Below are 24,132 nucleotides of genomic sequence, written 5' to 3' on the forward strand. Positions count from 1 at the left end.
GACACGGAGAACACAGAGATTTCATTGGGAAGGTTTTTCTCTGTGCCCTCTGTATCTCTGTGGTTGATGTGACAAATGTCGCGCTCAGAACCTATCCGGAAATCTCTTGTGGACTTTGGAACACCCCCTTTAGTCCCCTTCGAGGAGGGAAGTGAAGGGGTGTGTTCGCTGCCGCGGAAGGATTTATCTGGTCTGCGTAATCTGCGGATCCAGCCCGATTTTCATCAAACCAGCCGCTTCCCCTCCGTTTGGAAAGAGCGGGATCAGAAACTCCTTGTCATCCGTTCCTCCATTGGCTAGAATTCTCCCCACGCCGAATTCAAATCCCATAATGCAAGCTTTTTAAATCATGGCAAAAAAAACGCCCTTATCCCTTTCATGCTGTCTGTGCGCCCTTTATATCGGCTTTCTAGCGGGACCCGCCATGGCCAAGAATAAAGCCGATATCGTGGACATTGCCGTCACTATGCAGAGAAAGAATCTGGAAGTGAGCTTCAAAATTGAAAACTGTTTCACTCCCAAAATGGAAGAAGCCATCGGTAACGGCGTTCCCACCACTTTTCGCATACGCTTGATTCTGGAAAAGCCTGGAATTCCCTTCCTGCGATCACAGTATTTGAACATCGTTCTCGAGCGAACGATCAAGTATGACCGGCTCGAGAATGAATACCGCGTCGAACTCCAGGAACATCCAGATCGTTTGCGCACCACAAAAGACCTTGAAGAAGCCAAAGAATGGATGAGCTCCGTGGAAGATCTTCCCCTGATCCCCCTGTGGCGATTGCAGGAAGGTCAAACCTACCAGCTCCGGATGAAGGCCGAGCTCTCGAAAGTTCACCTTCCCCTCTTTTTCCGCTATATTTTTTTCTTTGTCTCGCTGTGGGACTTTGAAACCGATTGGCAAAAAATCACTTTTTCACCTTAAGTCAAAGCCATGACCTCATCCCCCACATCGTCCAAAATCAAACGCCGCAAGCAAGAGCGATTTTGGGTGACTTTCGTTTTTATTCTCATCATCTTTTTCGGATTCCTGGAAGGGTGGTTCTTTCAGCTTCAGCCCGAACTCCCCCTCTTCGGCAATATCTTCCTCTTTGGACTCATCAACCTGAATGTCATCCTGTTGCTCCTTCTCGCCTACCTGGTGCTGCGCAACATCGTCAAACTGATCTTCGAACGAAAGCGCAACATTCTCGGCCACAAACTGCGAACGCGCCTCGTTATCGCCTTCGTGGGACTCACCTTCATTCCCACACTGCCTCTCTTCTGGCTGGCCACACAATTCATTTTCTCCAGCCTGGACTACTGGTTCAGCCATCAGGTGGAGCAATCCCTGGAGCAGTCGGTGGCCCTGGCCAAAGATTACCTGGAACAGGAAAAAAAAGACCTTATCTTCGACAGCCTGACACTTCGAGAGGAATGGCTCAAATCTCCCCTTTCGCCGGATATCGAAGAAGAAAAACCAGCGGCAGCGCTTCTCGGCCGATACCACCTGGATGGAATTTTTCTAGCGGATTCCCAGGGGAAAATGCTCCGGCAGGTCCAAAGCGGGCCATTGTCGCGGAACAATCCTGAGCTGTTGAATCATTCCATTTCAAGAAGAATCACCGCTCCTTCGGAAGTGGAAACCATCACTCTGGAGGACGGGGCCGAAGGGTTGGTCACTCGGATTGAACTTCCCCCGGGGGACCTTTCCGGGCTCGAGGCCGGGGGCAGTCTGATCCTGCTTCGCACTCTGCCTCCCAGCATTACGGAAAAATTGGGCGCCATCACCAAGGGCTATGAAGACTATCTCCAACTCAAAATGCTTCACATTCCTCTCAAGCAAACCCACTTCATTACCTTTTCCATCGTCACGCTCCTGGTCATTTTCGCAGCCATCTGGTTTGGATTTTCGCTGGCCAAGAACATCACGACGCCCATCCAGGCCCTCGTCTCCGCCACTCAACACATTGCCGAGGGTGAATTCAACATCCGGCTCATACCGGAACGGCAGGACGAAATCGGAATGTTGATGACTTCCTTCAATAAGATGGTGGGCGACCTGCGCGAAAGCCGGGAACAGTTGGCCAATGCCTGTAAGGCGCTACAGCAAAGCAACCTGGAACTGGAAGACCGCCGGCGCTACATGGAGATCGTGCTCAAAGACATTGCCGCTGGCGTGGTCAGCGTGGATGCAGAGGGAAGGATCATGACCATGAACAAATCCGCCGAATCGACTTTCGGGCTCCAGGCGGACCAAACCCGAGGACGCCTCTATTCGGAATTTCTCCAGCCGGCGCACATGGAGATCGTTCATTCTTTCCTCGACCAATACCGCAAGAATCGGCAGATCAATTTTCAGCAGCAAGTTCAGGTGATGATGGGCAGCCGGCCCATGGTCCTGCTCATCAAGGTGTCTGTTTTGCGAGACGAACGGGATCGGTACATGGGGGTTGTAGTGGTCCTCGACGACCTGACAGACCTGGAAAAAGCACAGCGCATGGCCGCATGGCGAGAAGTCGCCCGCCGGATCGCTCATGAAATCAAGAACCCTCTGACCCCTATTCGCCTGTGCGCACAACGGCTTCGAAGACGCTACCTGGAACAGATTCATGAGCAAGCTCCGGTCTTCGATGAATGCACGGCAACGATCATTGAGCAGGTTGACCGCATGAAGCAGCTCGTGGACGAATTTTCCAAATTCGCCAGGCTTCCCCGCGTTCAGCCGGTCCCTTGCAATTTATCGGAAATCGTTGAAGAGGGTATCGCCCTCTACAGGCATACCCATCCGAATGTTTCCTTCCTACTGGAAGAAAAGAACAGGATCCCTCCGGTCAATCTCGACCGCAATCAGTTCAAACAAGTGATGATCAATCTTCTGGAAAACGCTCTGCACGCCCTGGATGGACAGAATGGCTCCATAACCCTGCGGCTCTTTTTTGACCCGGCCCTGAAAATCGTGCGTCTCGAATGCGCCGATACGGGGCACGGCCTCTCCCCGGAAGACAAACTTCGAATGTTTGAACCGTATTATTCCACCAAGGAAAAGGGAACCGGACTGGGACTGGCCATTGTGTCGAGCATCGTGTCCGACCACAATGGCTTTGTGAGAGTGCGTGACAATACCCCTCAAGGAACGGTCATCATCATTGAATTACCTGGGTGACAGAATTCGATGGACCTCGATGCGCCGTTTTAAGACAGCGGCTTTCAGGAGAAGCATTTTTCCAATATGAATTCCCCCCTGTGTCAGCCTCGGAAGGGGGCCTTGCGAAAGGAAAAAATGAGAAATGCCATGAAATCGAAGATCCTGATAGTGGATGATGAAATCAGTATTCTGCAATCCCTCCGGGGGATTCTCGAAGACGAAGGCTACAGGGTAAGTGTGGCAACTTCCGGGGAGGAATCCCTGGAAACTGTCCGAAAAGACTTTCCCGATCTTGTGTTGCTGGACGTCTGGATGCCAGGCATGGACGGACTCACGGTTCTGCAGGAGCTGAAGCATTCCTTTCCTCAGCTTCCCGTCATCATCATTTCAGGGCACGGAAATATCGAAACGGCCGTCAAGGCGACCCGCATGGGGGCATTCGATTTTGTCGAGAAACCGCTCTCCCTGGAACGGATGCTGGTTTCCATTCAAAACGCTCTCGAATTCGAGAGGCTGGCCGAAGAAAATCGCATTTGGCGACAAAAGGCCACCGGGCGCAACCATATCACGGGAAAGAGTCCCGCCATAGAAAAGCTGCGGGCGGAAATTCTTAAGGCTGCCCCCACCAACGCTACGGTGCTCATCACGGGAGAAAACGGGACGGGCAAGGAACTGGTGGCCCGAATGATTCATGCCCGGAGCCTGCGTAACCATCGCCCCATGACGGAGGTCAACTGCGCGGCAATCCCTGAAGAACTCATCGAAAGCGAACTCTTCGGCCACGAAAGAGGAGCCTTCACGGGGGCCCATGAACGGAGGCGTGGTAAATTTGACACAGCCAATGGGGGCACTCTGTTTTTGGACGAGATCGGAGACATGAGCCTCCGGACCCAGGCAAAAATCCTCAGAATCATTCAGGAACAAGTCTTTGAACGCATAGGTGGAACCAGACCCGTCAAGGTGGATGTCCGACTGGTCGCAGCCACCAACAAGGATCTGCGCAAAGAGATAGAGGCGGGGCGCTTCCGCCAGGACCTCTACTATCGCCTCAATGTCATTCCCATCCATGCGCCACCTCTGCGTGAAAGGCTTGAAGACATCTCATTGCTGGTGGAAGACTTTGTCGATGAAATGGCCAACGAGAGCGCCATGGGGCGCAAACAAATCGCTTCGGAGGTCATCACACTGCTGCAGCAATATTCCTGGCCGGGAAATGTGAGGGAATTGAGAAACTTCATAGAACGTCTGATCATTATGACGCCGGGGCAGGTGATCCGGCCGAAGGATATGCCGCAGGACTTTCTGGCGCAGCTTTCAAAACCGCTTCGTCAGCACGACCATTTCCAGTATTCCACCCTCAAAGAAGCCCGATGTTCCTTTGAAAAGGAATACCTTCTTCGAAAGCTGGAAGAGCACGCCTGGAATATTTCTTCGACGGCCGTCCAGATAGGGATAGAGCGCAGCCATTTGTACCGCAAAATGAAGGCCCTGGGCATCCGTGAAAACAATGCGGCTCGCCCCATGCGCTGAACCCGGGCGCTGCCTTTTCCGCCGTCGAATCCCTCAACAGGGAGAAATGAAAGGATATGCATTTTTCAAAATAAAGATTGCCGAAAAGAATGCATCTTGACAGTTTTCCAGATAGGTGCTAGTTATGCATCCACGTTGTCGGGACGTGGCGCAGACTGGTTAGCGCGCTTGCTTGGGGTGCAAGAGGGCGGAGGTTCAAATCCTCTCGTCCCGACCATGAAAACGAACAAAACACCCCAGAAATAAAAAAGGGTCTCTCTATTAGAGAGGCCCTTTTTTATTCTATATTGCGTTATTATTTATTATTCGTCCTGAAATGGATCACTCCCCTGCATGTAAAGGGGAACCATCTATGAGACCGGCTTTTCAATCACGGTCTCGAATAGTTTTCGTGAAACAGAACCGATTGAAGGTCATGAACGAGGGAAAAAATGAAACGTAAGTCATTGAGCAAGAGCCACAAGATACTATTCCTTGCCGCATTGCTTGTTCTGGCAGGGGTTTTCTCATGGATGGGGAATTCCTTTGCAGATGAATCCGCACCGGCCGCAAATGTGCACGAAATTGAGACCACCTTGATCCATGTCGACCAGTATTCGGTCTATGCGCCCAATCTCATTTTTTATTTTGATACACACATGGAAAAACGGAAAAAAGAATCCCTCATGAAGACAGCCGACCGGTTGCTCAACAAAAAGGCGGTCATCACATACTCTTCCAAGGGAGACCTCAGCCAGGACAAACACCCTTTGCTCGTTGGAATTGTCCCCGCAGATGAAAAACCTATTGCGTCCAGTCCCAAAGAACCACGGCGTGTATCGCCAGAATTCGCCGGTGGTGCTCCGGAAAAACCGGTAAAGAACCCGTCCGGGGAGCAAACAGCCCCGAAAGTCGCTGAACCCGCTGCACCGCAGGCATCTTCAAAACAAACCGTTTTCCAAGAAAAAAAGGAACCCCGAATGCCGGAACAGTCCCAGACAATCAGCCGGGACGAAGTCACCGCATTCGTACGCCGCCTCTTGGAATTGAATGAAAAGAAAGACCTGTCTGCGGTAATGCCCTTCTACGCCGACAAGGTGGATTACTATGACCGGGGTGTTGTCGACAGGGATTACATCAGGCGGGACCTGGGGTATTACTTCAAAAACTGGGACAAGATAAGCACCTCTCTCGATGGAGACGTGGTAATGATCGTTCTGGATCAGCCCGACATCAGGGTCGCGAAATTCACCACCGCTTTTTCCGTCCAAAACGACAAGAAATCATCCATGGGAAAGACGGAGAATATTTGGAAGCTTCAACGTGTAAACGGTCAACTGAAACTGATCGATGTGAAGCAAAAGATAATCGAGAGACAGTCCTCTGCTTTTTAGAAAACGGGGTCTTTTCAGCAATAGGCCATGACCTTCCTTACGTAGCGCTGCGTCTGCCTGTAAGGAGGAATTCCTTTATGCTTCTCAACCGCCCTGGGGCCCGCATTGTACGCAGCCACAGCGAGCTCCAGCTTTCCATCGAAACGTTCCAGCAGATCTTTCAAATAACGGCATCCCCCATCGACATTCTGCCGTATATCGAAACGGTTCTTCACTTCCATCTTTTTTGCGGTATCAGGCATCAACTGCATCAAGCCTCGAGCGCCATCCTTCGAGACGGCACGGGGGTTGAAATTGGATTCCACTTTAATGAGGGCTGCAACGAGGTTGGCAGGCAAATCATACTTATGGGCTGTGTCATGAATGACTTCCAGGATCTTCGGCGGAATTTCGAGCCTCATGCTTTCCGCTATTCCCTTTTTGGGTTCGGAAACGGAAGGGCCTTTATCCCCTTCTCCCCCCATGGATAAGACCCCTTTGCCTGCGTTGCTTGATACGGTGGGGCTGGAGACATTCCGCCCGGATGGTCTCAAAAGATGCTTCTTGGAATCGTGTTTCAAACCAAAGGATAAATCCGCACCCCTATTGTCTGGAATGGGCAAATTCTGCCGGGTGGCGACACGCTTTGCACCACCTTTCCCAGCCGGGGCTTTCCCGGTTCTCGAATTATCCGCAAAGGCATTTTCAAACGGGTTTTCCTGTTTTTCAGAATCGTGGCGGCACCGTGAACGGAACCCAAACAGCGTTCCGATGCTTTGAAACAAATGCTCCAGGGATTCAAACGCAGGTTTCGGAGCGGCCTCCCGGCCCCCGGGTTCCGCTTCCGAAAAAGCAATGGATGCCGTTTCAGGCGACGCAGCGCTCTTCCTTGGGGAAAAAAGCCGGCTGAAAAAACCTTTCATCCCACTGATTACCCGGGAAAAGCCGGCATCCGGTTCGGATGTGGAGGAAACCTCTGCGGTGGGTTCGTTGACAGTTTTCTCTCCCGCAAGAGTGGAAGCATTCGCTCCGAAAGGGCTATCCGAAAGCTCTTCCCGGGATACCGAAACGCCGTGTATTCGATTGGACGGGCATGGAAGGGAATTCTCTTGATAGGCCGCAAGAACCCGGTTCGAACCCACCCAGTAAGCACGCTCGCTTGGAAAGAAGATCGATGAGGACCCGCCATGAGGCAAGCTCTCGAGAAAAGGCCCCGGCCCGGTCCTCTCCTCCAACTTCCTTTCCAGAAGGACTCCGAAGTCTTCGCTTCTTTTTCCCGTACGCTCCAGATCCCTCGCAGCTGCATCGTTCAAGGGAACCGCGTTGGATATTTTTTCAGGTTTCATCAATCCACCTATTTTTTGCGCTTTTTTTCTTCGCCTGGGAGTCGGAAAACATCCCCCTTCATCATCCTCGAAGGGGAAATTTCCTAAAGGAAGATTTTACCGATCACGATCTCAGGCTGAACTGTTGAGCAAAAAACCTGCCATTCATGTGAGAGACCTATTTTTCAGCCACCTCGACCATGCCCTTGGCCAGCAGATACCCGAAAAAGAGCTTGAAGGACTCTTCCACCGTACTGAAATTGACCACCAGTTCGCGCTCGGTGAAATTTACGGCTTCTTCTTCGATGTATTTTTTCACCATGGCTTCCATGGCGTTCCTGCTCGAATCATCCTGAATCCCACCGCACATCAAATGAGTCAAAGAATCTTTCAATTCCAAGAGCAATCTCATCTTTTCCGTCGATAAACCCTGTCCCATCGTCCTCTCCATTAGTAGAGACCAGAGATCGCATAGAAATTCAATAAGAATTCCAAAACCTTCTCCGTTCCCTCCGTGTCTCAGTGATGAATAACCGAATATTGGAATCCGTCAACTCCCGTATCGTCCATTCAATGGACCGTCGGGGGCCTGCGTTCATCGTCCTCCTGAGGAGGTCTGACAATTCGGAGCTTCGTGTTTCCACGAACCCGCCCTCCCCTTCTTCCGATTCCAAGCAATTCTTTTCCCCAAATCCAGATATGAAAGAGGGGACGGGCGCTCATGCAAATGCCAATCCCTCCACTCACAAAACCGGCGTATAAATCTTGCACCACCATGAGCACACCAGCATAAATGAATGTCGCCCCCAAAAAGAGCAAAATAAAATCCATCATATCCTTCCCCATCTGCTGTCAACGCATTAGCAAAATTTCTGTAAAACCTTGTTCGCAGAATTGCTTCTTCCCGTCCATGGAAACAACTCATCCCGATGATGATAGATACCTTCGCCAGGCCGAAAATTCAACCGAATACCAAGGAATCCACGGAGGAATGCGGCATCAGGCTCGAAGCAGATGGGGCATTCAAGACAACGGCTCCCATGGCGCGGAAGTTCTCATCCCTTTAAACGATTCAATTCCCCTGGCAAACCTGTTTCAGAATGATTAAATAGATGACACTTGAATGACCGACAAATCAAAATGAACGCACCCGACCGGAAGCTATGCCATAGCATGATCGCTCCCGTGCCGGCCTGCCACTCGCTGTCCAGGCTCAAATCGCTTCAGTATCTACTCGGAATCCACCCCGTTTTCGATGTCCTTCTCAACCGGAACCCCGATGTATCTCAGAGCAGGCTTTCTTCTTCGGGAACATCACTTCATGAGGAGGAAATCAAAATGCAAAAATATGATTACGCAAAATGTATCGAAATTTCAAAACGGGTCCGGTGGGATATCGACAAGGACGTGATCCGGGGAAGACCGTTTGATTTTTCAAAAAAATTCCTGCCCGACGGCATTTCCAAAGTCGATCGATTCGATTTTTTGAACGAGGAACAAAAGAGGTTTCTCAGCCAAATTCAGGGTCGGACCTATGCCAACATGTTTGGTTTTGTAGAGCGATTCATCACCGCCAAAATCCTGGAGATCACCCGAGATCATTGGCTGGACGACCAGGTTGCCCTCGAGGCCCTGGTGCGCTTCTGCGATGAAGAACTGAAACACCAGGAACTGTTTCGGCGCATCGAACCCATGATGTCCTCCAGGATGCCGGCCGGGTACCGTTTTCTTCCGGACCCGAATCAAGTGGCTGCCGCGGTTTTGAAAAATTCGACCTGGGCAGTGCTCGGGTTGATCCTCGAAATTGAACTCTTTACCCAGGAGCATTACAAGCAAACCATCGAACCGGACGAAAACCTTTCAGAGCTTTATAAAGACATATTCCTGTTTCACTGGAAGGAGGAGACCACTCACGCCATCATGGATGAACTGGAATGGCCCCGGGAAGACAGGAAACTCACAGATGCCGAAAGGGACCGGGCGGTCGATGAATTGATCGGAATCGTCGCCGATGTCGACGGCATTCTCCAGCTTCAAAGCGGGTCCGATGTGGATTACTTTCTCAAAGCGGGCGGAGTCTCACTTCGCCCGGAGGAAATAGAGATCCTCAGATCGGGCGTTCTGAAGGCTTACCGCTGGCAGTACATTTTCTCCGGGGTAGAACACCCCCGATACCAGGCGGCCATAGGGGCCCTGGTATCGGATGCTCAGGCACAACGCATCCGTCAGGCTCTGGCGCCGCTCTTGTGATCCCCTCGTGTGACATTGAGGACAAATAGCGATTCACCAGCAACTCCAGCCAGAGGAAGATCTCGATGGAAAAATTCACATTTCCTCCCAGATTTCAGGATATGCTCGGCTTTGGGCTCTTGAAAGCCCTGCTGGGGCGCAGATTGCGGCGTTTTTTCATCCGATGCGCACCGCAACAATTTGCGTCCATGCGACATTGATATTTTCCGCCAAGGGGGAGTTAAAATCGTGAATGTCGAAGTCGACATTGGAGCGATCCACGAGGGGGCGGGGCGTTGCCGCTTCCGTCTTTGGGCGCCTTTTGCCGAAAGAGTGGATCTCCATATCCTGTCTCCGCATGAACGTCTGATTCCCATGCAAGAGCGGGATTCGGGATATTTCGATCTTCAACTGAAGGGTACCGAACCCGGAAGTCTTTATTGCTTCAGGCTGAATGGAGAAAGGGAACGTCCGGATCCGGCGTCGCGCTTTCAACCCCTGGGAGTCCACGGCCCCTCCCAGGTCATAGAGCAGCAGTTCGGGTGGGAAGACGAAAGCTGGAAAGGGATTCCTCTCTCCGACGCCATCTTTTACGAATTGCATGTAGGAACTTTTACGCCCGAGGGGACATTTGACGCCGCCATTTCCCGCCTGAAGGAGCTCGAGGACTTGGGAGTAAACCACCTGGAAATCATGCCGGTCGGCCAGTTCCCGGGCGAACGCAACTGGGGGTACGACGGCGTCCAGCCTTTCGCCGTTCAAAACTCCTACGGAGGGCCGGGAGGATTCAAGCGGTTCGTGAATGCCTGCCATCGGCACCGCATTGGGGTGACCCTCGACGTCGTCTACAACCATCTCGGCCCGGAAGGAAATTACCTTCGTGATTTCGGCCCCTACTTCACACCCAAGTACAGGACGCCCTGGGGCGAAGCCATAAACTTCGACGACGCTCACAGCGATGAGGTCCGAAACTACTTTATCCAGAACGCGATCTACTGGTTCCAATACTTTCATATCGATGCATTGCGGCTCGATGCGGTGCATGCCATCACGGACATGAGCGCCCTGCCCTTCCTGCAGGAACTGGCGGAAAGAGTGGAAGCCTTCTCGGTCCGGAACGGAAGGAAGCGCTACCTCATTGCGGAAAGCGACCTCAACGACGCCAAACTGATAAGACCTCGACCAGAATGGGGATACGGGCTGGACGCACAGTGGTCTGATGATTTTCACCACAGCTTGCACACGCTCCTCACTGGCGAGCGTCGCGGTTATTATGCCGACTTCGGAAAAGTCGAACAGCTGGTTCATTCCATGAGGGAGGGATTCGTCTACAGCGGTCAGTACTCAAGGTTCAGGAAAAGGCGGCACGGAAATTCCGCGGTGGACCGGCCTGCGGAGCAGTTCATCGTGGCCTCGCAAAATCACGACCAGGTGGGCAACCGGATGCTGGGTGAAAGGCTTTCGACCCTGATTTCTTTCGAAGCGGAGAAAGTGATCGCAGGAGCCTTGATCCTCGCTCCTGCCGTACCCCTGCTCTTCATGGGGCAGGAGTACGGAGAGGAAGCTCCGTTTCTCTACTTTGTCGATCATGGCGATGCAGACCTCATGGCCGCCGTTCGAAAGGGTCGCAAAGAGGAATTCAAGGATTTCCTGTGTAAGGGGGAACCACCCGATCCCGCGGGGGAAGAGACTTTTCTAAGGTCCAGGCTCAACTGGGAAAAGCGAGCGGAAGGGCATCACAAGGTCCTGCTCGAGTTTTACAAAACACTCATTCGCCTGAGGCGGGAAATTCCGGCTCTCAAAGCCCTTTCGCGAAGGCGACTGGATGTACATGGCCTTGAAAACGGGAAAATCCTTTACGTGCGGCGGTGGTGCGAGGGAAGCGAGGTGGTTTGCCTTTTCAGCTTCAACTCAAAAGAGGTTTCCCTTCAAGCTGCCGAAATTTCTTTTGAAGGGGAATGGCAGAAAATCCTGGATTCTTCCCACGAAAAGTGGAGAGGCCCCGGCACATCGCTCCCTGAAAAAATCCGATCTCCCGAAGTTCTTGTCATGAGACCCCATGGGTTGGCGGTGTACCGGAAAATCCCCGAGGAATCCTGATCGGACCTTTTCATCCTGTTATTATCCGCAGATTGCACAGATTTTCGCAAATGAAGAAACCTTTCTTTCATCCTGGGCAGGTGGGATTCTTACTGCGACATTGTCACATTAACCACAGAGATACGGAGGACACAGCGAAAAACCTTCAAATGAAATCTCCGTGCTCTCCGTGTCTCCGTGGTTCAGATGTGAGGGTTGATTTTAAGCTGGTTTTCACCACACCCACCATATACCTCCAGCGGAGTGTTTCCTGGGAAAACGGGAGGAAGACAAAGACATGCGGATTCCCATTTCCACATACAGGATTCAGTTCAATCCGGCATTCGGATTTCAGGATGCCGGGAATATCTTGAATTATCTTGAAGAACTGGGTATTTCCGATCTTTACGCATCCCCTATTTTCAAGGCGCGCAAAGGCAGCATGCACGGCTACGATGTCGTCGATCCCACAAAACTCAATCCCGAACTGGGAAACGAAGTGGAGCTGGATCTGCTCCTGACCGCCGTAAAAGATCGCGGAATGGGATGGCTCCAGGATATTGTCCCGAACCACATGGCTTTTGACAGCGCAAATGAAATGCTCATGGATATTTTCGAAAATGGAAAGAACTCCAGGTTCTTCTCCTGCTTCGATATCGACTGGAACCACACCTACGAGAGCATGAAGGGAAGGCTTCTGGCGCCGTTTCTCGGAAAACCTTTCGGAGAATGCCTTGAGGCCGGAGAACTCAAGCTAACCTTTGGGAATGAAGGATTTGAAGTTACCTATTATGACCTGAGGTTTCGCCTCAATATCGGGTCGTACCTAAAAATACTCGGCCGGAACCTCGATCTCCTGGAGCAGACGATGGGGAAGGAGCACCCGGACTACATCCGGTTCTCCGGAATCCTCTATGTGCTCAAGGTGATTCCGTCTCATGCCCGGTCCGATGAACGGTACAATCAAATCCGGTTCGCCAAACGCACCCTTTGGGATCTGTACCGGGAGGAACCCCGTATCAGGGAGTTCATAGACGGAAACGTTCAAGAAATAAACGATGAGGGGGGCGAGGGCGGTTTCAGGGAACTGGAATCCCTTCTCCGCGACCAATTCTTCCGGCTCTCTTATTGGAAAGTTGCCTCCGAGGAAATCAATTACAGGCGTTTTTTCTGTGTCAATGAATTGATCGCCATCAGAATGGAAGAGCGGAAGGTCTTCGAAGATTTGCATTCTCTCATCTTCAAACTGATCGGGGAGAAGGCTTTTACCGGACTTCGAATCGACCACATCGACGGCCTCTACGACCCGTTGAGATATCTCCGGAGGCTCAAAGCCGGATCGGGCGGAATCTATGTCGTCGTGGAGAAGATCCTGGCATCGAAGGAAGAACTCCCCCCCGAGTGGCCCGTAGCCGGAACGACCGGCTATGAATTCATGAACCTGGTGAACGGGCTTTTCTGTCAAAGAGAACACGAGAAAGCCTTCGATAAAATATATGCCGCTTTCATAAGGGATAAAATCCACTTTGAAAAGCTTCTGCTCGAGAAAAAGGGAACCATCATCGAACGGTTCATGCTGGGGGACGTGGACAACCTGGCGCATCTCATGAAGCGAATCTCAAGCAGGGACCGCGCCGGTTGCGATATCACGCTGTACGGGTTGAAGCGCGCACTCTATGAAATGCTGCGCAATTTCCCGGTCTACCGAACCTACATCGGCGCCGATTCCTTTTCTGAACCGGACCGCCGTTCCATTCAGGAAGCCTTTGACAAGGCCAAAAAACAACATCCCGATCTTTTCCACGAACTGAACTATGTCTACAAGTTCCTGATGCTGCAATACGAAGACTATATGGAAAAGGAGGAAAAAAACGCCTGGCTTCATTTCGTCATGCGTTTTCAGCAGTTTTCGGGTCCCCTTATGGCCAAGGGATTCGAAGACACCGCCCTCTATGTGTACAACCGGCTCATTTCCCTGAACGAAGTCGGAGGCGAACCGCAAGTTTTCGGGATCCCCCTGGAGGAATTCCACGATTTCAATGTCCATCGCATGAAACGCTGGCCTCATGCCCTGAGCGCGACATCCACTCATGACACGAAGCGAGGGGAAGACGTTCGCGCCCGGATCAACGTGCTCTCCGAAATCCCCGGGGAATGGGCGGCACGCGTAAATGCGTGGAGGAGGTTGAATCGTGGTCATAAGAAGAGGCTCAAAGGCAAGAGGGCTCCCACGCGCAATGACGAGTATTTTCTGTATCAGACCCTCGTGGGCGCTTTTCCGTTCGATGAAGCGGAACTCCCCGGCTTTGTGACAAGACTCAAGGACTACATCGTAAAAGCGGTACGGGAGGCCAAAGAACACACAGGGTGGATCAAGACGGATGTAGACTATGAAAATGCCTGCCTTGCCTTCATCGACAGGCTCATGACCCCCTCCGGGGATAACCCGTTTCTCCAGGATTTCCTGCCGTTTCAGAAAAAAATAGCCCACTTCGGCATCATCAACTCCCTTTCCCAGACCCTCGTCAAGATCACTGCTCCGGGAGTACCGGATTTCTACCAGGGAACAGAACTCTGGGAACTGAGCCTGGTGGACCCGGACAATCGACGGCCCGTGGATTATGCCCGCCGCAGGGGATACCTGGCGGAAATCAAACAAAATGAAGGCCGGCCCGGTTATGTCGCAGAACTTCTTTCCCATCCGTCGGATGGAAAGGTGAAACTTTTCCTTGTCTATAAGGCCCTGAGGGAGCGGAAGAGAAACCGGAGGCTCTATGAACGCGGAGATTATATTGCTCTCGAGTCAAGGGGGAAGTACAGGGAACATGTGATCGCGTATGCCCGCCAGAAGGGCAATTGCCGGGCGCTGACCGTGGTGCCGCGGTTCTCTTCGCACCTGGTGGAGGAAGGGCGATATCCAACGGGGGAGGAGCTTTGGGACGACACGACCGTCATTTTGCCGGGAGACTTTCCCTTCCCTTGGGAAAATGTTCTGACAGGTGAAATGGTCGAGGGAAGGGCTTCCCTGCCGGTTGGCCTCCTCCTCGAAAGCTTTCCGGCAGGGTTTTTTGTAAATGCAGGAAGGCAAAGAACGAAAAAAACACTTCACTCTTCATCAAACACCGCTTCACAAAAACGGAACAGGGCAGTACACCGGGATTCCATTTCATAGGATTCTCCCGGTTCAAGGAGGGGATACCTTCTCCTTCTTCCGGTTGTGGTCCGCGTATCGAGCACCAATTCCCACTGTCCCGTGCGTTCGGCTACCGGGGGAAGGACGAAGGCCATGGGCTCGTAGTGAGCATTGAGAAGCAAAAGCAGGGTCTCGTCAACGATGGGATTGCCGCGCTCGTCCGGTTCATCGATGGCATCCCCTGTGAGAAGAACGCCGAGACAACGGGCATAAACGTTGTACCAATCCTGTTCCTTCATTTCCCTGCCGTCCGGGCGAATCCAGGTAACGTCCCTGAGACTGGAATTGACCATGGCTCTTCCCCGGAAAAAGTTCCTTCTGCGAAAAACCGGGTGTTCCCGCCGGATTCGAATGATCCTTTTCGTAAATTCAAGCAGGGCCTTTTCCGAAGGGGCGAGGTCCCACCTGAGCCATGTGAGCTCATTGTCCTGGCAGTAGGTATTGTTGTTTCCCTGCTTGGTGTGCCCCCGTTCATCTCCCGCAAAGATCATGGGGACCCCCTGGGAAAAGAGCAAAGTGGAAAGGAAATTCCTCTGCTGCCGGGCTCTCAGCTTGATTATGGTAAGGTCGTCGGTCGGTCCTTCCACTCCACAGTTCCAACTCAGATTGTTGTCGCTGCCGTCACGGTTTTCCTCTCCGTTGGCTTCGTTGTGCTTTTCATTGTAGCTCACCAGGTCGCGCAGAGTGAACCCGTCGTGGCAGGTGATGAAATTGATGCTGGCATAGGGTCTTCGGCCTGTCCGTTCGTACAGGTCACTGCTCCCGGTCAGCCGGTAAGCGAGCGGGCCCAGCTGTCTCTCGTCTCCCTTCCAGTAACGGCGAACCGTGTCCCGGTACTCTCCATTCCATTCCGTCCAGAGAACGGGGAAATTGCCCACCTGGTACCCCCCTTCGCCGAGGTCCCAGGGTTCGGCGATGAGTTTCACCTGAGAGATGACAGGGTCTTGATGGATGATGTCGAAAAAAGCGCCGAGGCGGTCCACCGCGTGGAGTTCCCTTGCCAGGGTGGATGCCAGGTCGAAGCGGAAACCATCCACATGCATCTCGGTGACCCAGTAGCGCAGGCTGTCCATGATGAGCTGAAGCGTGCGGGGGTGGCGCATATTGAGGGAATTGCCCGTCCCCGTATAATCGACGTAATAACGGGGGTTATCCTGAGCCAGCCGGTAGTAGGCGGCATTGTCTATGCCTCGAAAACTCAGGGAGGGGCCCAGGTGGTTTCCCTCCCCCGTGTGGTTGTAGACCACATCCAGGATCACTTCGATCCCCTCCCGGTGAAATGTCTTCACCATGGTTTTGAATTCGGCCACCTGTTGACCACGGTCGCCGTGGAATGTGTAACCCGCGTGGGGCGAGAAAAAATTGATGGTGTTGTAACCCCAGTAGTTGGTGAGACCCCGCTCCACCAGGTGCCGGTCGTGAATGAACTGGTGCACGGGCAGGAGTTCCACGGCTGTGATGCCAAGCGAGAGGAGGTAGTCCATCACTTCCGCGCCGGCAAGGGCTTCGTATGAGCCCCTCAGGGCCTCGTCGACCTTGGGATGAAGACGGGTGAAGCCTTTGACGTGCATTTCGTAAATAATGGTCCGGTCCCACGGGGTACGTGGAGGAACGTCGTTTCCCCAACTGAACGCCTGGTCCACCACCACGCACTTGGGCATATAGGGGGCATTGTCCCTCTGATCCATGGAAAGGTCTTCATCGGGATGTCCTATTTCATAGCTGAAATGGGAATCGTTCCACTCGATGATCCCGCTGATGGCCTTGGCATAGGGGTCCAGGAGCAGTTTGAAAGGATTGAAGCGTTGTCCCTGCTCAGGGACATAAGGGCCATGCACCCGATAGCCGTACAACAAGCCGGGGCGCGCCTCGGGAAGGTAAACATGCCATACCTGGTCGGTCTGCTCGGTCATGAGGATTCGCGTTTCGGTGAGGCCTTGCCCGCCTTCGAAAATGCAAAGTTCCACTTTTGTGGCATTTTCGGAAAAAAGGGCAAAATTCACACCCGACCCATCCCAAGTGGCTCCCAGGGGGTAAGGTTGTCCAGGCCAGATTTTCATATTGATCCTCCCTATGTCCGGTCATACTGTTCCATGCGGGAATATCCAGGGCAAGAGACGGAATTTTAATGCGGCGGAAGAGGTTCCAACGCCTCGCGCACCTTGGCGGCAAGCTCCTCTATGGAAAACGGCTTTTGAATGAAACGCACCTCCTCGTCCAGAACACCGTGGTGGGCAATCACATTGGCTGTGTAACCGGACATGAAAAGGATCTTGATATCTGGATAGAGGGTGTGCATCTGATCAGCCAAATCGCGACCATTCATTTCGGGCATAATGACGTCCGTGATGAGCAGGTGAATCTCGCCGGAATGTTCCTCGGCCAATCGCATGGCTTCGTTCACCGTACTTGCCGTCAGCAATGTATAGCCCAGCCTTTCGAGCATGGCCCTGCTCAGATTGAGAATCGCCACCTCGTCCTCTACGATCAGGATGGTCTCGCCATGCCCCATCGCGATTTCGGCCAAACTCTCCTCCTGAGGATCAACAACATTGTCTACGTGGCGCGGCAGGTAGATTTTGAATGTCGTGCCTTTGCCCGGTTCGCTGTATACGTTGACAAACCCCTTGTTCTGCTTGACGATGCCGTGGACCGTGGCCAGCCCAAGTCCCGTGCCCTGCCTCTCTGCCTTGGTGGTGAAAAAAGGCTCGAAAAGCTTGTCCTGTATCTCCTTGTTCATACCGCAACCGTTATCACTGACAGCCAGCACGACGAAATCCCCCGGGGCAAATTCCATGTGGTCGTCGTAGTAAGCCTTGTCAAGGGTCACCATTTGCGTCTCGATAGTGATCTTGCCCACGTCCGCGATGGCATCCCGAGCGTTTACACACAGATTGACCAGAAGCTGATCAATCTGCGACGGGTCCATCTTGACCGGCCAAAGATCCGTTTTTGGCAGCCAGGCCAGGTCGATATCCTCGCCAATGAGACGCCGCAGCATTTTGAGCATCCCCTCAACGGTCTCGTTCAAATCGATCACCTTGGGCGAAATGGTCTGCTTACGGGCAAAGGCCAGCAACTGCCGGGTAACCTTCGTAGAACGCTCGGCCGCCTTGAGGATTTCCTGGATATAGTTGTATAGCGGCTCGGATGGTTTCAGCAGGGCCAGAGCCAGCTCCGCATAACCTAGAATCACGCTGAGCATGTTGTTGTAGTCATGAGCTACCCCGCCGGCCAGCCGTCCTACCGATTCCATTTTCTGGGCGTGGTGGAATTGATCTTCCAACCTGCGTTGCACGGTGATGTCCGTTGCGAAGCCGTTGATAATGAAAGAGCCGTCCCCGTTTCGTTTGGCGATTCGGGCATTCATGCTCAGCCAAACGGTCTTGCCGTCGGCTCTACGCGCCTCGTATTCAAAGTTTTCCACATAGTCTTTTTCCTGCAGCAATTGCAGGAAACGATCTCGCCAGCCGGGATTGACATAAAGCTGTGACCGCAGATCGGGATAGCGTTCTATAGCCTCCTGGGGTGAACGATACCCCAGTATCCGGGCCATAGCGGTATTGACCGACAAAGCCTGCCCCCGCGAGGTGGTAGAGAAAATCCCGATGGGTGCATTTTCAAAAAGATCCCGGTATTTGGCCTCCCTCTCCTGCAGCATCCTTTCAACCCGTTTCCGTTCGGTGACGTCGTGGACAATGGAGTGCAACAGCTCCTTTCCTTTGACTTTGATTTTGCTGGAATAAACCTCGACATCCCGAATGGAGCCATCGGATCTGCGGTGAGAAAACTCGAAGTAAACCCGCTTCTGATCCCTGGCTTTTTCCATCTCTTGCTTTACCTCTATGGGCGAAAGCACGTTGATGTCCTGAATCTTCATTTGCCTGAGCCGTTCTCTCGGCCATCCGTAGGTTCTGTTGACATTTGGGTTCTAATTAACAGATGTCAACAGCACTACTACAAGATGAAACATGGTTGAAGATCCTCCAATTCCTTCGTTCCTGTGTGGATGTTTACGTAGGAGAAGAAGGTGTTTGCCGTCTTTTCATTGAAGCACTCCTTTGGATTACACGAAGTGGTGCTCAGTGGAGACTGCTCCCGGAGAAATTCGGTAACTGGAACAGTGTCTATAAACGATTCGCCCGCTGGTGTAACAAGGGTATCTTCTCCAGAATGCACGAGCACTTCATAGATGATCCCGATATGGAGAACTTCATGTTTGACAGCACCATTGTTCGTGCCCATCCCTGTGCTGCGGGAGCCCTCAAAAGATCCGGTGGACAAGAGACACAGGCTCTCGGGCGCAGCCGGGGAGGTTTTTCCACCAAGATCCACGTAGCGGTAGATGGGTTGGGAAATCCCCTGAGGTTCATTCTCACTCCCGGTCAGAAGAGTGACATCGAACAGGGACCGGCTCTTATCGAGGGCTTCACCTTCGCTCATGCATTGGGAGACAAGGGCTATGATTCGGATGCCTTCGTCCAGGCGATCACCCATTCTGGAGCTACTGCTGTGATTCCACCCCGGTCCAATCGCAAAGAGCCCCGTAAGTACGACCAATGCCGCTACCGCGAACGACATCTGATCGAGTGCTTTATGGGCAAGATCAAACATTTTAGACGCATCTTCTCCAGATTCGACAAGCTCGACAGAAGCTTCTTGGGCTTTCTTGGCTTTGTCGCAGCTCTCATCTGGTTGAGGTGAAATGTCAACAGAACCTAGTACTCTTCGGCCGATTGGTTGGCATCGATGATGTTTCCCGTATCGGGATCGATGATCAATTTGACGGCGGCATGGTGTTCGAAGAGGTTTCTAAACAGCGCCTCACTCTCCCGCAGTGCCTCCTCGGCAAGTTTTCGCTCGACGATATGCCAGCTCATGTCGGCCAGGTAAGAGACAATCTCCACGTCCTTTTCGGTATAGTCCGCAGATTTGTTGCCGACTCCCAGAATAGCGACTACCTTGCCTTCGCGCATGACGGGGACGACCAGTTCGCGAACCACTTCGACGTGGCCTTCGGGCAGCCCTTTTTTGTGCGGAAGCGATGCGTAGCCGTTATGCACGACCGGTTTTTGCCGGCGAACGCACTCCCCCCAAATGCCGGCCCGGTCGATGCTGGAATACATCCCTCCGCCTTTGGCCCGGCAGTACTCCTTGAGCGTGCGGGTGGACCAATGTTGCAGGGAAAGGGTGTTCTGGTCTGCCTCCACGAAATGGTAGAACCCGATGGGGCTATCGACTATGGCGCTGGTTTCATCCAGGGCTTTGGTCAGAAATGCATCCAGAGTATGGGTTGTCGCATACTCCTGCAAGGTGAGCCGTACCTTCATGAGCCGTTGCACCAGGCGTTGCTCGCTTTGGTCGCGAAATACCAACACCACGCCGGTGATTTCTCCCTGGGCATCGCTGATGGGCGCTGCCGAATCGGCGATAGGCCGTTCGATCCCGTCTTTAGCGATGAGCAGGGTATGGTTGGCCAGACCCACCACCTTGCCGCTCCTCAACACTTTTCCCAACGGATCTTCCGCCTTTTTCCGCGTCTCTTCGTTAACGATACGAAAGATCTCGGCAAACGGCTTACCGCGGGCCTCGGTCTGGGACCAGCCGGTGAGCGCTTCGGCCACAGGATTCATGAACACGATCTCCCCTTTCAGATTCGTGGAGATGACTCCGTCGCCGATGGATTGCAGAGTAATGGTCAGATTCTGCTTTGTTTGCTGCAGGTCCGCCATGGCGTGCACAGCCGATACCTGATCAGACAGAATCTTGCCGGCAAGAATCGTCGCCAGGGGATACAACAGCATCACGGGCGGACCAATACGCATGATCACATGCGCTGCAACGTTTCCGGGCAGCGTGAACATGAAGGCGAGCATGGTCAGGTGAACCACAAGGCCAAACAGGTAGAGTCTCTGTGCGGATGGAGGATAGACCGTCGGTTTGAGCCGGAAGTGGGCCAAGAGGCCGATCCCCGCCGATGAAAGGATCACCAGCAATCCGGTAACCGCACCCGCGCCTCCCAGCCACAGGCGACAGGCTGCCGTCATCACGACGGCCATGGCTGCAGCCCAGGGTCCGAAAAACAATGCGCAAAGGCTGACCATGATGGAACGACCGTCAAAGATCAGGCCGGGGCCGAGACTCAGAGGCCGCAGCATTCCGATCACGGCGGCGCCTCCGAAAAGGACGCCCTGCAACACCACGCCCAGGCGGGTATGGCCGGCCCAGCGCTTTTCGAGAAAGCCGGAGACAGTGCTGAGTGTCACCAGCAAAGTCAGATTGAGTATCAAATCGATATAGATCATAAGGTGTTTTGCCTTCTGGAGATCTGGTTATTCTCTTTTTGCATCGGGAGGGCAACATCCAGAGTGCATTATGCCCTTGCAATTTATAAAACGGATCGAAAACGCCGTCAAAGCGGCAATGCTCCAGAGGGAAAATTTTTCGTTCCGCCCTCCGTTTATGAGATGTCGTATTCTGCGTGCTCCATGCAGACATAGCCTGAGCAACGGCCATGTTCCGCCCCTGTGTAACAGCGCCGACCAGGACCTCGTCTCCTGCTGTACCCCGCGGAAATGGGCAGGAGCACAAACACCCGGTAAGGCTTCTCCCCCGCCTTGACCGTCCTTCCAAGCCGCTCCCACGCCCGCTTGGTGAGAACGAAGCGAGCTTTCCCCCAGCTTTGAGCGTAGAGAAAAAACTGATTGAGAAGGCTAAAGCGGCGTATGTTTGCAGATTTCGAATACTCGATGAATTCACTGATCGCTCTTTCCGGGCTTTCCTTCAACACCTCCATGAGCGACCTCCACGCGCCATCGATACGCTGCTTTATCTCGAATTGGCTCGGCCTGGGTGCTTCATCCGCTCCACCGATTCCCGTGTCCCGTTCGACCATGTGCCCGTTCCTCCTTTATGGTAAGGTGATCTTTCCGTTTTTCATTTTGGCCGATCCCGCCTTGAAGCCGTTCTTATCACGATAGATGATGGAGCCATCGTCTGTGATCGTCGCCGACCCGGTCTTGAACCCGTTTTTGTCTCTGTCACCTTTTCTCCTTTTTTAGAAGCCGACCGGCTTCTTTCCCTGGTGCAGTTTTTTGAGTTTCTCCTCACCCGCAAGGGCTTCCACGAGCATATCGTGATTGAGTTCGGTCCTTGGGTAAAAGGCAAACTTGTCGCGGACCGCCTTGAAGTCCCCTGGGCAAAGATCCGTCATGCGGAGAAGGGCTTGCGTCGCGCTCTCCGGCAGTGGTCCAGGAGAGAGCGGTCCGAGCAAACGCTTATAAAAAATGATGTTTCCCTCGGGCTTCAACGGCGCGAACCCTACCTTGTAGCTGAAGCGGCGCAGGGAGGCTTCATCCAGGTCCATCAGGCGGTTGGTCGTGCAGATCAAGATCCCCCGGAACCGCTCCATCTGTGTGAGAAATTCATTGGTAAAGCTGATCTCCCAGGAATGGCGGGCGCGCTCCCGGCTGAAAAGGAGAGAATCCGCCTCATCGAGGATGAACAACGCTTCCCTGGTTTCGGCCTCGGCAAAGGCGGCGCTCAGGTTCCTTTCCGATTCTCCCACGTAGGGGCTTCTAAGATCGCTGAGCCGCTTGCAGAGGATTTCCCGGTCCAGGTGGTCCGCCAGGAAGCGGGCCAGTTCACTCTTTCCGCTCCCCGGAGGCCCGTGAAAGAGCAGGTTCATGCTCACATTGCCGCTTTGCCCGCTGTGGCGCAGGTGCTGATCGAAACGCTCCAGCTGTTGCACCAGGGATGAAAGGTCGCCTTCGACATTCAAGCCTTCCAGGGAGTAGTTCTTTTCGATTTTATCCTTAATCTGCGGTTTCACTCCGGAATTGAGGAGCGTGCCGTGAGCCTGCAAAAGGGCGCTCACGGTTTCCCGGAACGCTTTTTTCGACGGTGGCTTCGTTTCCATGGCTTTTCTCACGGCCAGGTCAATGGCTCCGGCACCGGCTTCATACCTAGAGGCAAAATCCAGAATCTCCGAGGAGCTCACCCGATTGCTTGCTCCGTATCGCTTCAACACGTTCTCCCAGAGCTGAACGCGGCTGCGTCGACCCAGGGGGGTGAAACGGATGCTGAAGGCGAAACGGCGCCGCACCGATGCTTCGATGTGCTCGATGTCGTTAACGATCCAGATCATCCGGACCCCCGGTTCTTCCAGCAGATGGTTGAGCCATCCCTTGTCCTGGGTTTCTCCGCGCATGAACCATGAAAAACGGGTGCCGAGGACATTGTCCGCTTCGTCCACGATGATGAGTGACCCAGGACCGCTGTTGGTCATGTTCAGGCAGGCCACAATGGCTCCCCGCCGATTGCCGGAGCTGTTCTCCTGGTCCTGGACGATCTCGTACGCCGGAACTCCCAGTTTTTGAGCCACACCCCGCGCAAAAGAAGTCTTGCCGGTTCCCGGGGCGCCGTAGAGAAGGATGTGTGTGGAGGTTTCCCGCTTTTCCTCGAGCAGCTTCAAAACGAAATTCGCTTCTTTTTCCAGGTTGAAATGGTGTTCCAGGGGAAGGGTATCCTCGGGAACTTTGGAAAAGAGACGCTCCAAAACCTGGGGAGCTGAAGGGTTCCAGATGAGCTTGAGGTAATCTTCCTGGAGCCTCAGATCGACGCTATCCATCTCGAAGGCGTCGATTTTTTGCAGGGTGCCCATCAGGACTTCATTGAGCTCGGTCACGGAGAGATTCAAGACGGCGCTCAAGTGCTTGCGTCCCGTGAATTTGTTGCACCCCAGACGGTTCACGAAAAAATCCTCGAAAATCTCGTGAGTAGAAAGGATAAAAAGGAACACCGTGAATTCCATTTCTGCAGGGCTCAGGTTGAACATCTCCTGAAAGAGGGCGAGGTTCTCCTCGATGGGAGAGGCACTTTCCTCATCCATGTTTTCCGTTCTTGCCGCCAAAAGCTCTTTCACCCGCAGACCGAAGCTTTTTACTGCCCGCTTGGGGGATCTTCGAAGGTAGCGGATGAGGATGTCGGCGTAATCTTCCCCTTCCAGGTCGGCTTCGCTCAGCTCCTCCTGCAGTTCCTTGCAGAGAGCACCGCGAAGGTGCGCGAGCAATTCCGTTCCGAGCTCTTTCCTCTCTTCTCCCAGCACCCAGCAGACCGCTTCCAGGGATTTGCCATCCAGGGAAGCGGTTTGATCCAGATGCCGGTGAAGATAGACGGCGCATCGGCTCAGAAGGAACCGTTCATTTTCATCCATTTCAAAGGCTGATAACGGGGCAAAATGCTTTCGGATTCTCGGCGTCATGTCTCCCTCCCTTTCGTTTTGAGTAGATGCATGGT

At 53.2% G+C, this 24,132-nt stretch carries 15 protein-coding genes, 1 tRNA gene and 1 pseudogene; 9 read left to right on the plus strand and 8 right to left on the minus strand.

The features are described 5' to 3' along the window. The first annotated feature begins 424 nt into the window (after nucleotides 1–424). From QMG16_RS11925 to QMG16_RS11945, 5 genes are all read left to right on the plus strand, one after another. Complete coding sequence (locus tag QMG16_RS11925; RefSeq protein ID WP_281794469.1) at nucleotides 425–925, plus strand: DUF4390 domain-containing protein; 501 nt, start codon at nucleotides 425–427, stop codon at nucleotides 923–925. Nucleotides 926–991: 66 nt separating this feature from the next. Beyond that, entirely contained in the window at nucleotides 992–3,145 is a 2,154-nt protein-coding gene (locus tag QMG16_RS11930) for a sensor histidine kinase (RefSeq protein ID WP_281794470.1), read from the plus strand. A 129-nt stretch (nucleotides 3,146–3,274) separates the two neighbouring features. After that, on the plus strand, nucleotides 3,275–4,657 hold the full coding sequence (locus tag QMG16_RS11935; protein WP_281794472.1) for a sigma-54-dependent transcriptional regulator: 1,383 nt from the start codon (nucleotides 3,275–3,277) through the stop codon (nucleotides 4,655–4,657). 139 nt (nucleotides 4,658–4,796) lie between these two features. Beyond that, a tRNA-Pro gene (locus QMG16_RS11940) sits at nucleotides 4,797–4,874 on the plus strand. A 214-nt stretch (nucleotides 4,875–5,088) separates the two neighbouring features. Beyond that, nucleotides 5,089–6,030 (plus strand): hypothetical protein, encoded by a 942-nt coding sequence (locus QMG16_RS11945; protein WP_281794474.1) that lies wholly within the window; start codon nucleotides 5,089–5,091, stop codon nucleotides 6,028–6,030. A gap of 14 nt (nucleotides 6,031–6,044) precedes the next feature. Here the strand turns inward: QMG16_RS11945 and QMG16_RS11950 are convergent, their stop codons facing one another. Both QMG16_RS11950 and QMG16_RS11955 read right to left on the minus strand, forming a co-directional pair. Then, a complete protein-coding gene (locus QMG16_RS11950; protein WP_281794476.1) occupies nucleotides 6,045–7,355 on the minus strand; it encodes a lytic transglycosylase domain-containing protein in 1,311 nt (436 codons plus the stop codon). A 157-nt stretch (nucleotides 7,356–7,512) separates the two neighbouring features. Further along, nucleotides 7,513–7,773 carry a hypothetical protein gene (locus QMG16_RS11955; RefSeq protein WP_281794478.1) on the minus strand — a complete coding sequence of 87 codons (261 nt, stop codon included), beginning with the start codon at nucleotides 7,771–7,773 and terminating at the stop codon, nucleotides 7,513–7,515. Nucleotides 7,774–8,672: 899 nt separating this feature from the next. On the opposite strand from QMG16_RS11955, the gene QMG16_RS11960 reads away from it, so the two are divergent. The 3 genes from QMG16_RS11960 (at nucleotide 8,673) to treY (ending at nucleotide 14,814) form a co-directional block, all read left to right on the plus strand. Beyond that, the gene (locus QMG16_RS11960; RefSeq protein WP_281794480.1) at nucleotides 8,673–9,584 is read left to right on the plus strand and encodes a hypothetical protein; all 912 of its coding nucleotides are present in this window, start codon (nucleotides 8,673–8,675) and stop codon (nucleotides 9,582–9,584) included. Between the two features lie 228 nt (nucleotides 9,585–9,812). Further along, nucleotides 9,813–11,663, plus strand: a complete 1,851-nt coding sequence (treZ, locus tag QMG16_RS11965) for a malto-oligosyltrehalose trehalohydrolase (protein ID WP_281794482.1) — start codon at nucleotides 9,813–9,815, stop codon at nucleotides 11,661–11,663. 277 nt (nucleotides 11,664–11,940) lie between these two features. Continuing rightward, nucleotides 11,941–14,814: a malto-oligosyltrehalose synthase gene (gene treY / locus QMG16_RS11970; protein WP_281794484.1), complete on the plus strand. Its 2,874-nt coding sequence runs from the start codon at nucleotides 11,941–11,943 to the stop codon at nucleotides 14,812–14,814. Here treY and glgX read toward each other — a convergent pair. From glgX to QMG16_RS11985, 3 genes and pseudogenes are all read right to left on the minus strand, one after another. Continuing rightward, entirely contained in the window at nucleotides 14,748–16,895 is a 2,148-nt protein-coding gene (gene glgX, locus QMG16_RS11975) for a glycogen debranching protein GlgX (RefSeq protein ID WP_281794486.1), read from the minus strand. The genes treY and glgX overlap by 67 nt on opposite strands. A gap of 65 nt (nucleotides 16,896–16,960) precedes the next feature. Continuing rightward, the gene (locus tag QMG16_RS11980; protein ID WP_281797081.1) at nucleotides 16,961–18,496 is read right to left on the minus strand and encodes a hybrid sensor histidine kinase/response regulator; all 1,536 of its coding nucleotides are present in this window, start codon (nucleotides 18,494–18,496) and stop codon (nucleotides 16,961–16,963) included. 6 nt (nucleotides 18,497–18,502) lie between these two features. Then, nucleotides 18,503–18,754: pseudogene (locus QMG16_RS11985) on the minus strand (PAS domain S-box protein); the annotation flags it as partial. A gap of 23 nt (nucleotides 18,755–18,777) precedes the next feature. On the opposite strand from QMG16_RS11985, the gene QMG16_RS11990 reads away from it, so the two are divergent. Continuing rightward, complete coding sequence (locus tag QMG16_RS11990; RefSeq protein ID WP_281794488.1) at nucleotides 18,778–19,539, plus strand: IS5 family transposase; 762 nt, start codon at nucleotides 18,778–18,780, stop codon at nucleotides 19,537–19,539. A 14-nt stretch (nucleotides 19,540–19,553) separates the two neighbouring features. On the opposite strand, the gene QMG16_RS11995 is transcribed toward QMG16_RS11990, so the two are convergent. The 3 genes from QMG16_RS11995 to QMG16_RS12005 form a co-directional block, all read right to left on the minus strand. Further along, entirely contained in the window at nucleotides 19,554–21,140 is a 1,587-nt protein-coding gene (locus QMG16_RS11995) for a GAF domain-containing protein (RefSeq protein ID WP_281794489.1), read from the minus strand. 155 nt (nucleotides 21,141–21,295) lie between these two features. Continuing rightward, complete coding sequence (locus tag QMG16_RS12000; RefSeq protein WP_281794490.1) at nucleotides 21,296–21,730, minus strand: ArdC-like ssDNA-binding domain-containing protein; 435 nt, start codon at nucleotides 21,728–21,730, stop codon at nucleotides 21,296–21,298. 162 nt (nucleotides 21,731–21,892) lie between these two features. Then, entirely contained in the window at nucleotides 21,893–24,097 is a 2,205-nt protein-coding gene (locus QMG16_RS12005) for an ATP-binding protein (protein ID WP_281794491.1), read from the minus strand. Between the last annotated feature and the right edge of the window lie 35 nt (nucleotides 24,098–24,132).

The organism is Desulforhabdus amnigena (assembly GCF_027925305.1).
Classification (GTDB): domain Bacteria; phylum Desulfobacterota; class Syntrophobacteria; order Syntrophobacterales; family Syntrophobacteraceae; genus Desulforhabdus; species Desulforhabdus amnigena.

Bases quoted from the DNA above. Each gene is read 5' to 3' on its own strand.
- QMG16_RS11945 (WP_281794474.1), top strand. From the start codon at position 5,089: ATGAAACGTAAGTCATTGAGCAAGAGCCACAAGATACTATTCCTTGCC.
- QMG16_RS12005 (WP_281794491.1), bottom strand. From the start codon at position 24,097: ATGACGCCGAGAATCCGAAAGCATTTTGCCCCGTTATCAGCCTTTGAA.
- QMG16_RS12000 (WP_281794490.1), bottom strand. From the start codon at position 21,730: ATGGTCGAACGGGACACGGGAATCGGTGGAGCGGATGAAGCACCCAGG.
- QMG16_RS11960 (WP_281794480.1), top strand. From the start codon at position 8,673: ATGCAAAAATATGATTACGCAAAATGTATCGAAATTTCAAAACGGGTC.
- QMG16_RS11995 (WP_281794489.1), bottom strand. From the start codon at position 21,140: ATGATCTATATCGATTTGATACTCAATCTGACTTTGCTGGTGACACTC.
- QMG16_RS11950 (WP_281794476.1), bottom strand. From the start codon at position 7,355: ATGAAACCTGAAAAAATATCCAACGCGGTTCCCTTGAACGATGCAGCT.
- glgX (WP_281794486.1), bottom strand. From the start codon at position 16,895: ATGAAAATCTGGCCTGGACAACCTTACCCCCTGGGAGCCACTTGGGAT.
- QMG16_RS11980 (WP_281797081.1), bottom strand. From the start codon at position 18,496: ATGCTGCAGGAGAGGGAGGCCAAATACCGGGATCTTTTTGAAAATGCA.
- QMG16_RS11955 (WP_281794478.1), bottom strand. From the start codon at position 7,773: ATGGGACAGGGTTTATCGACGGAAAAGATGAGATTGCTCTTGGAATTG.
- QMG16_RS11990 (WP_281794488.1), top strand. From the start codon at position 18,778: ATGTCAACAGCACTACTACAAGATGAAACATGGTTGAAGATCCTCCAA.
- treY (WP_281794484.1), top strand. From the start codon at position 11,941: ATGCGGATTCCCATTTCCACATACAGGATTCAGTTCAATCCGGCATTC.
- QMG16_RS11925 (WP_281794469.1), top strand. From the start codon at position 425: ATGGCCAAGAATAAAGCCGATATCGTGGACATTGCCGTCACTATGCAG.
- QMG16_RS11935 (WP_281794472.1), top strand. From the start codon at position 3,275: ATGAAATCGAAGATCCTGATAGTGGATGATGAAATCAGTATTCTGCAA.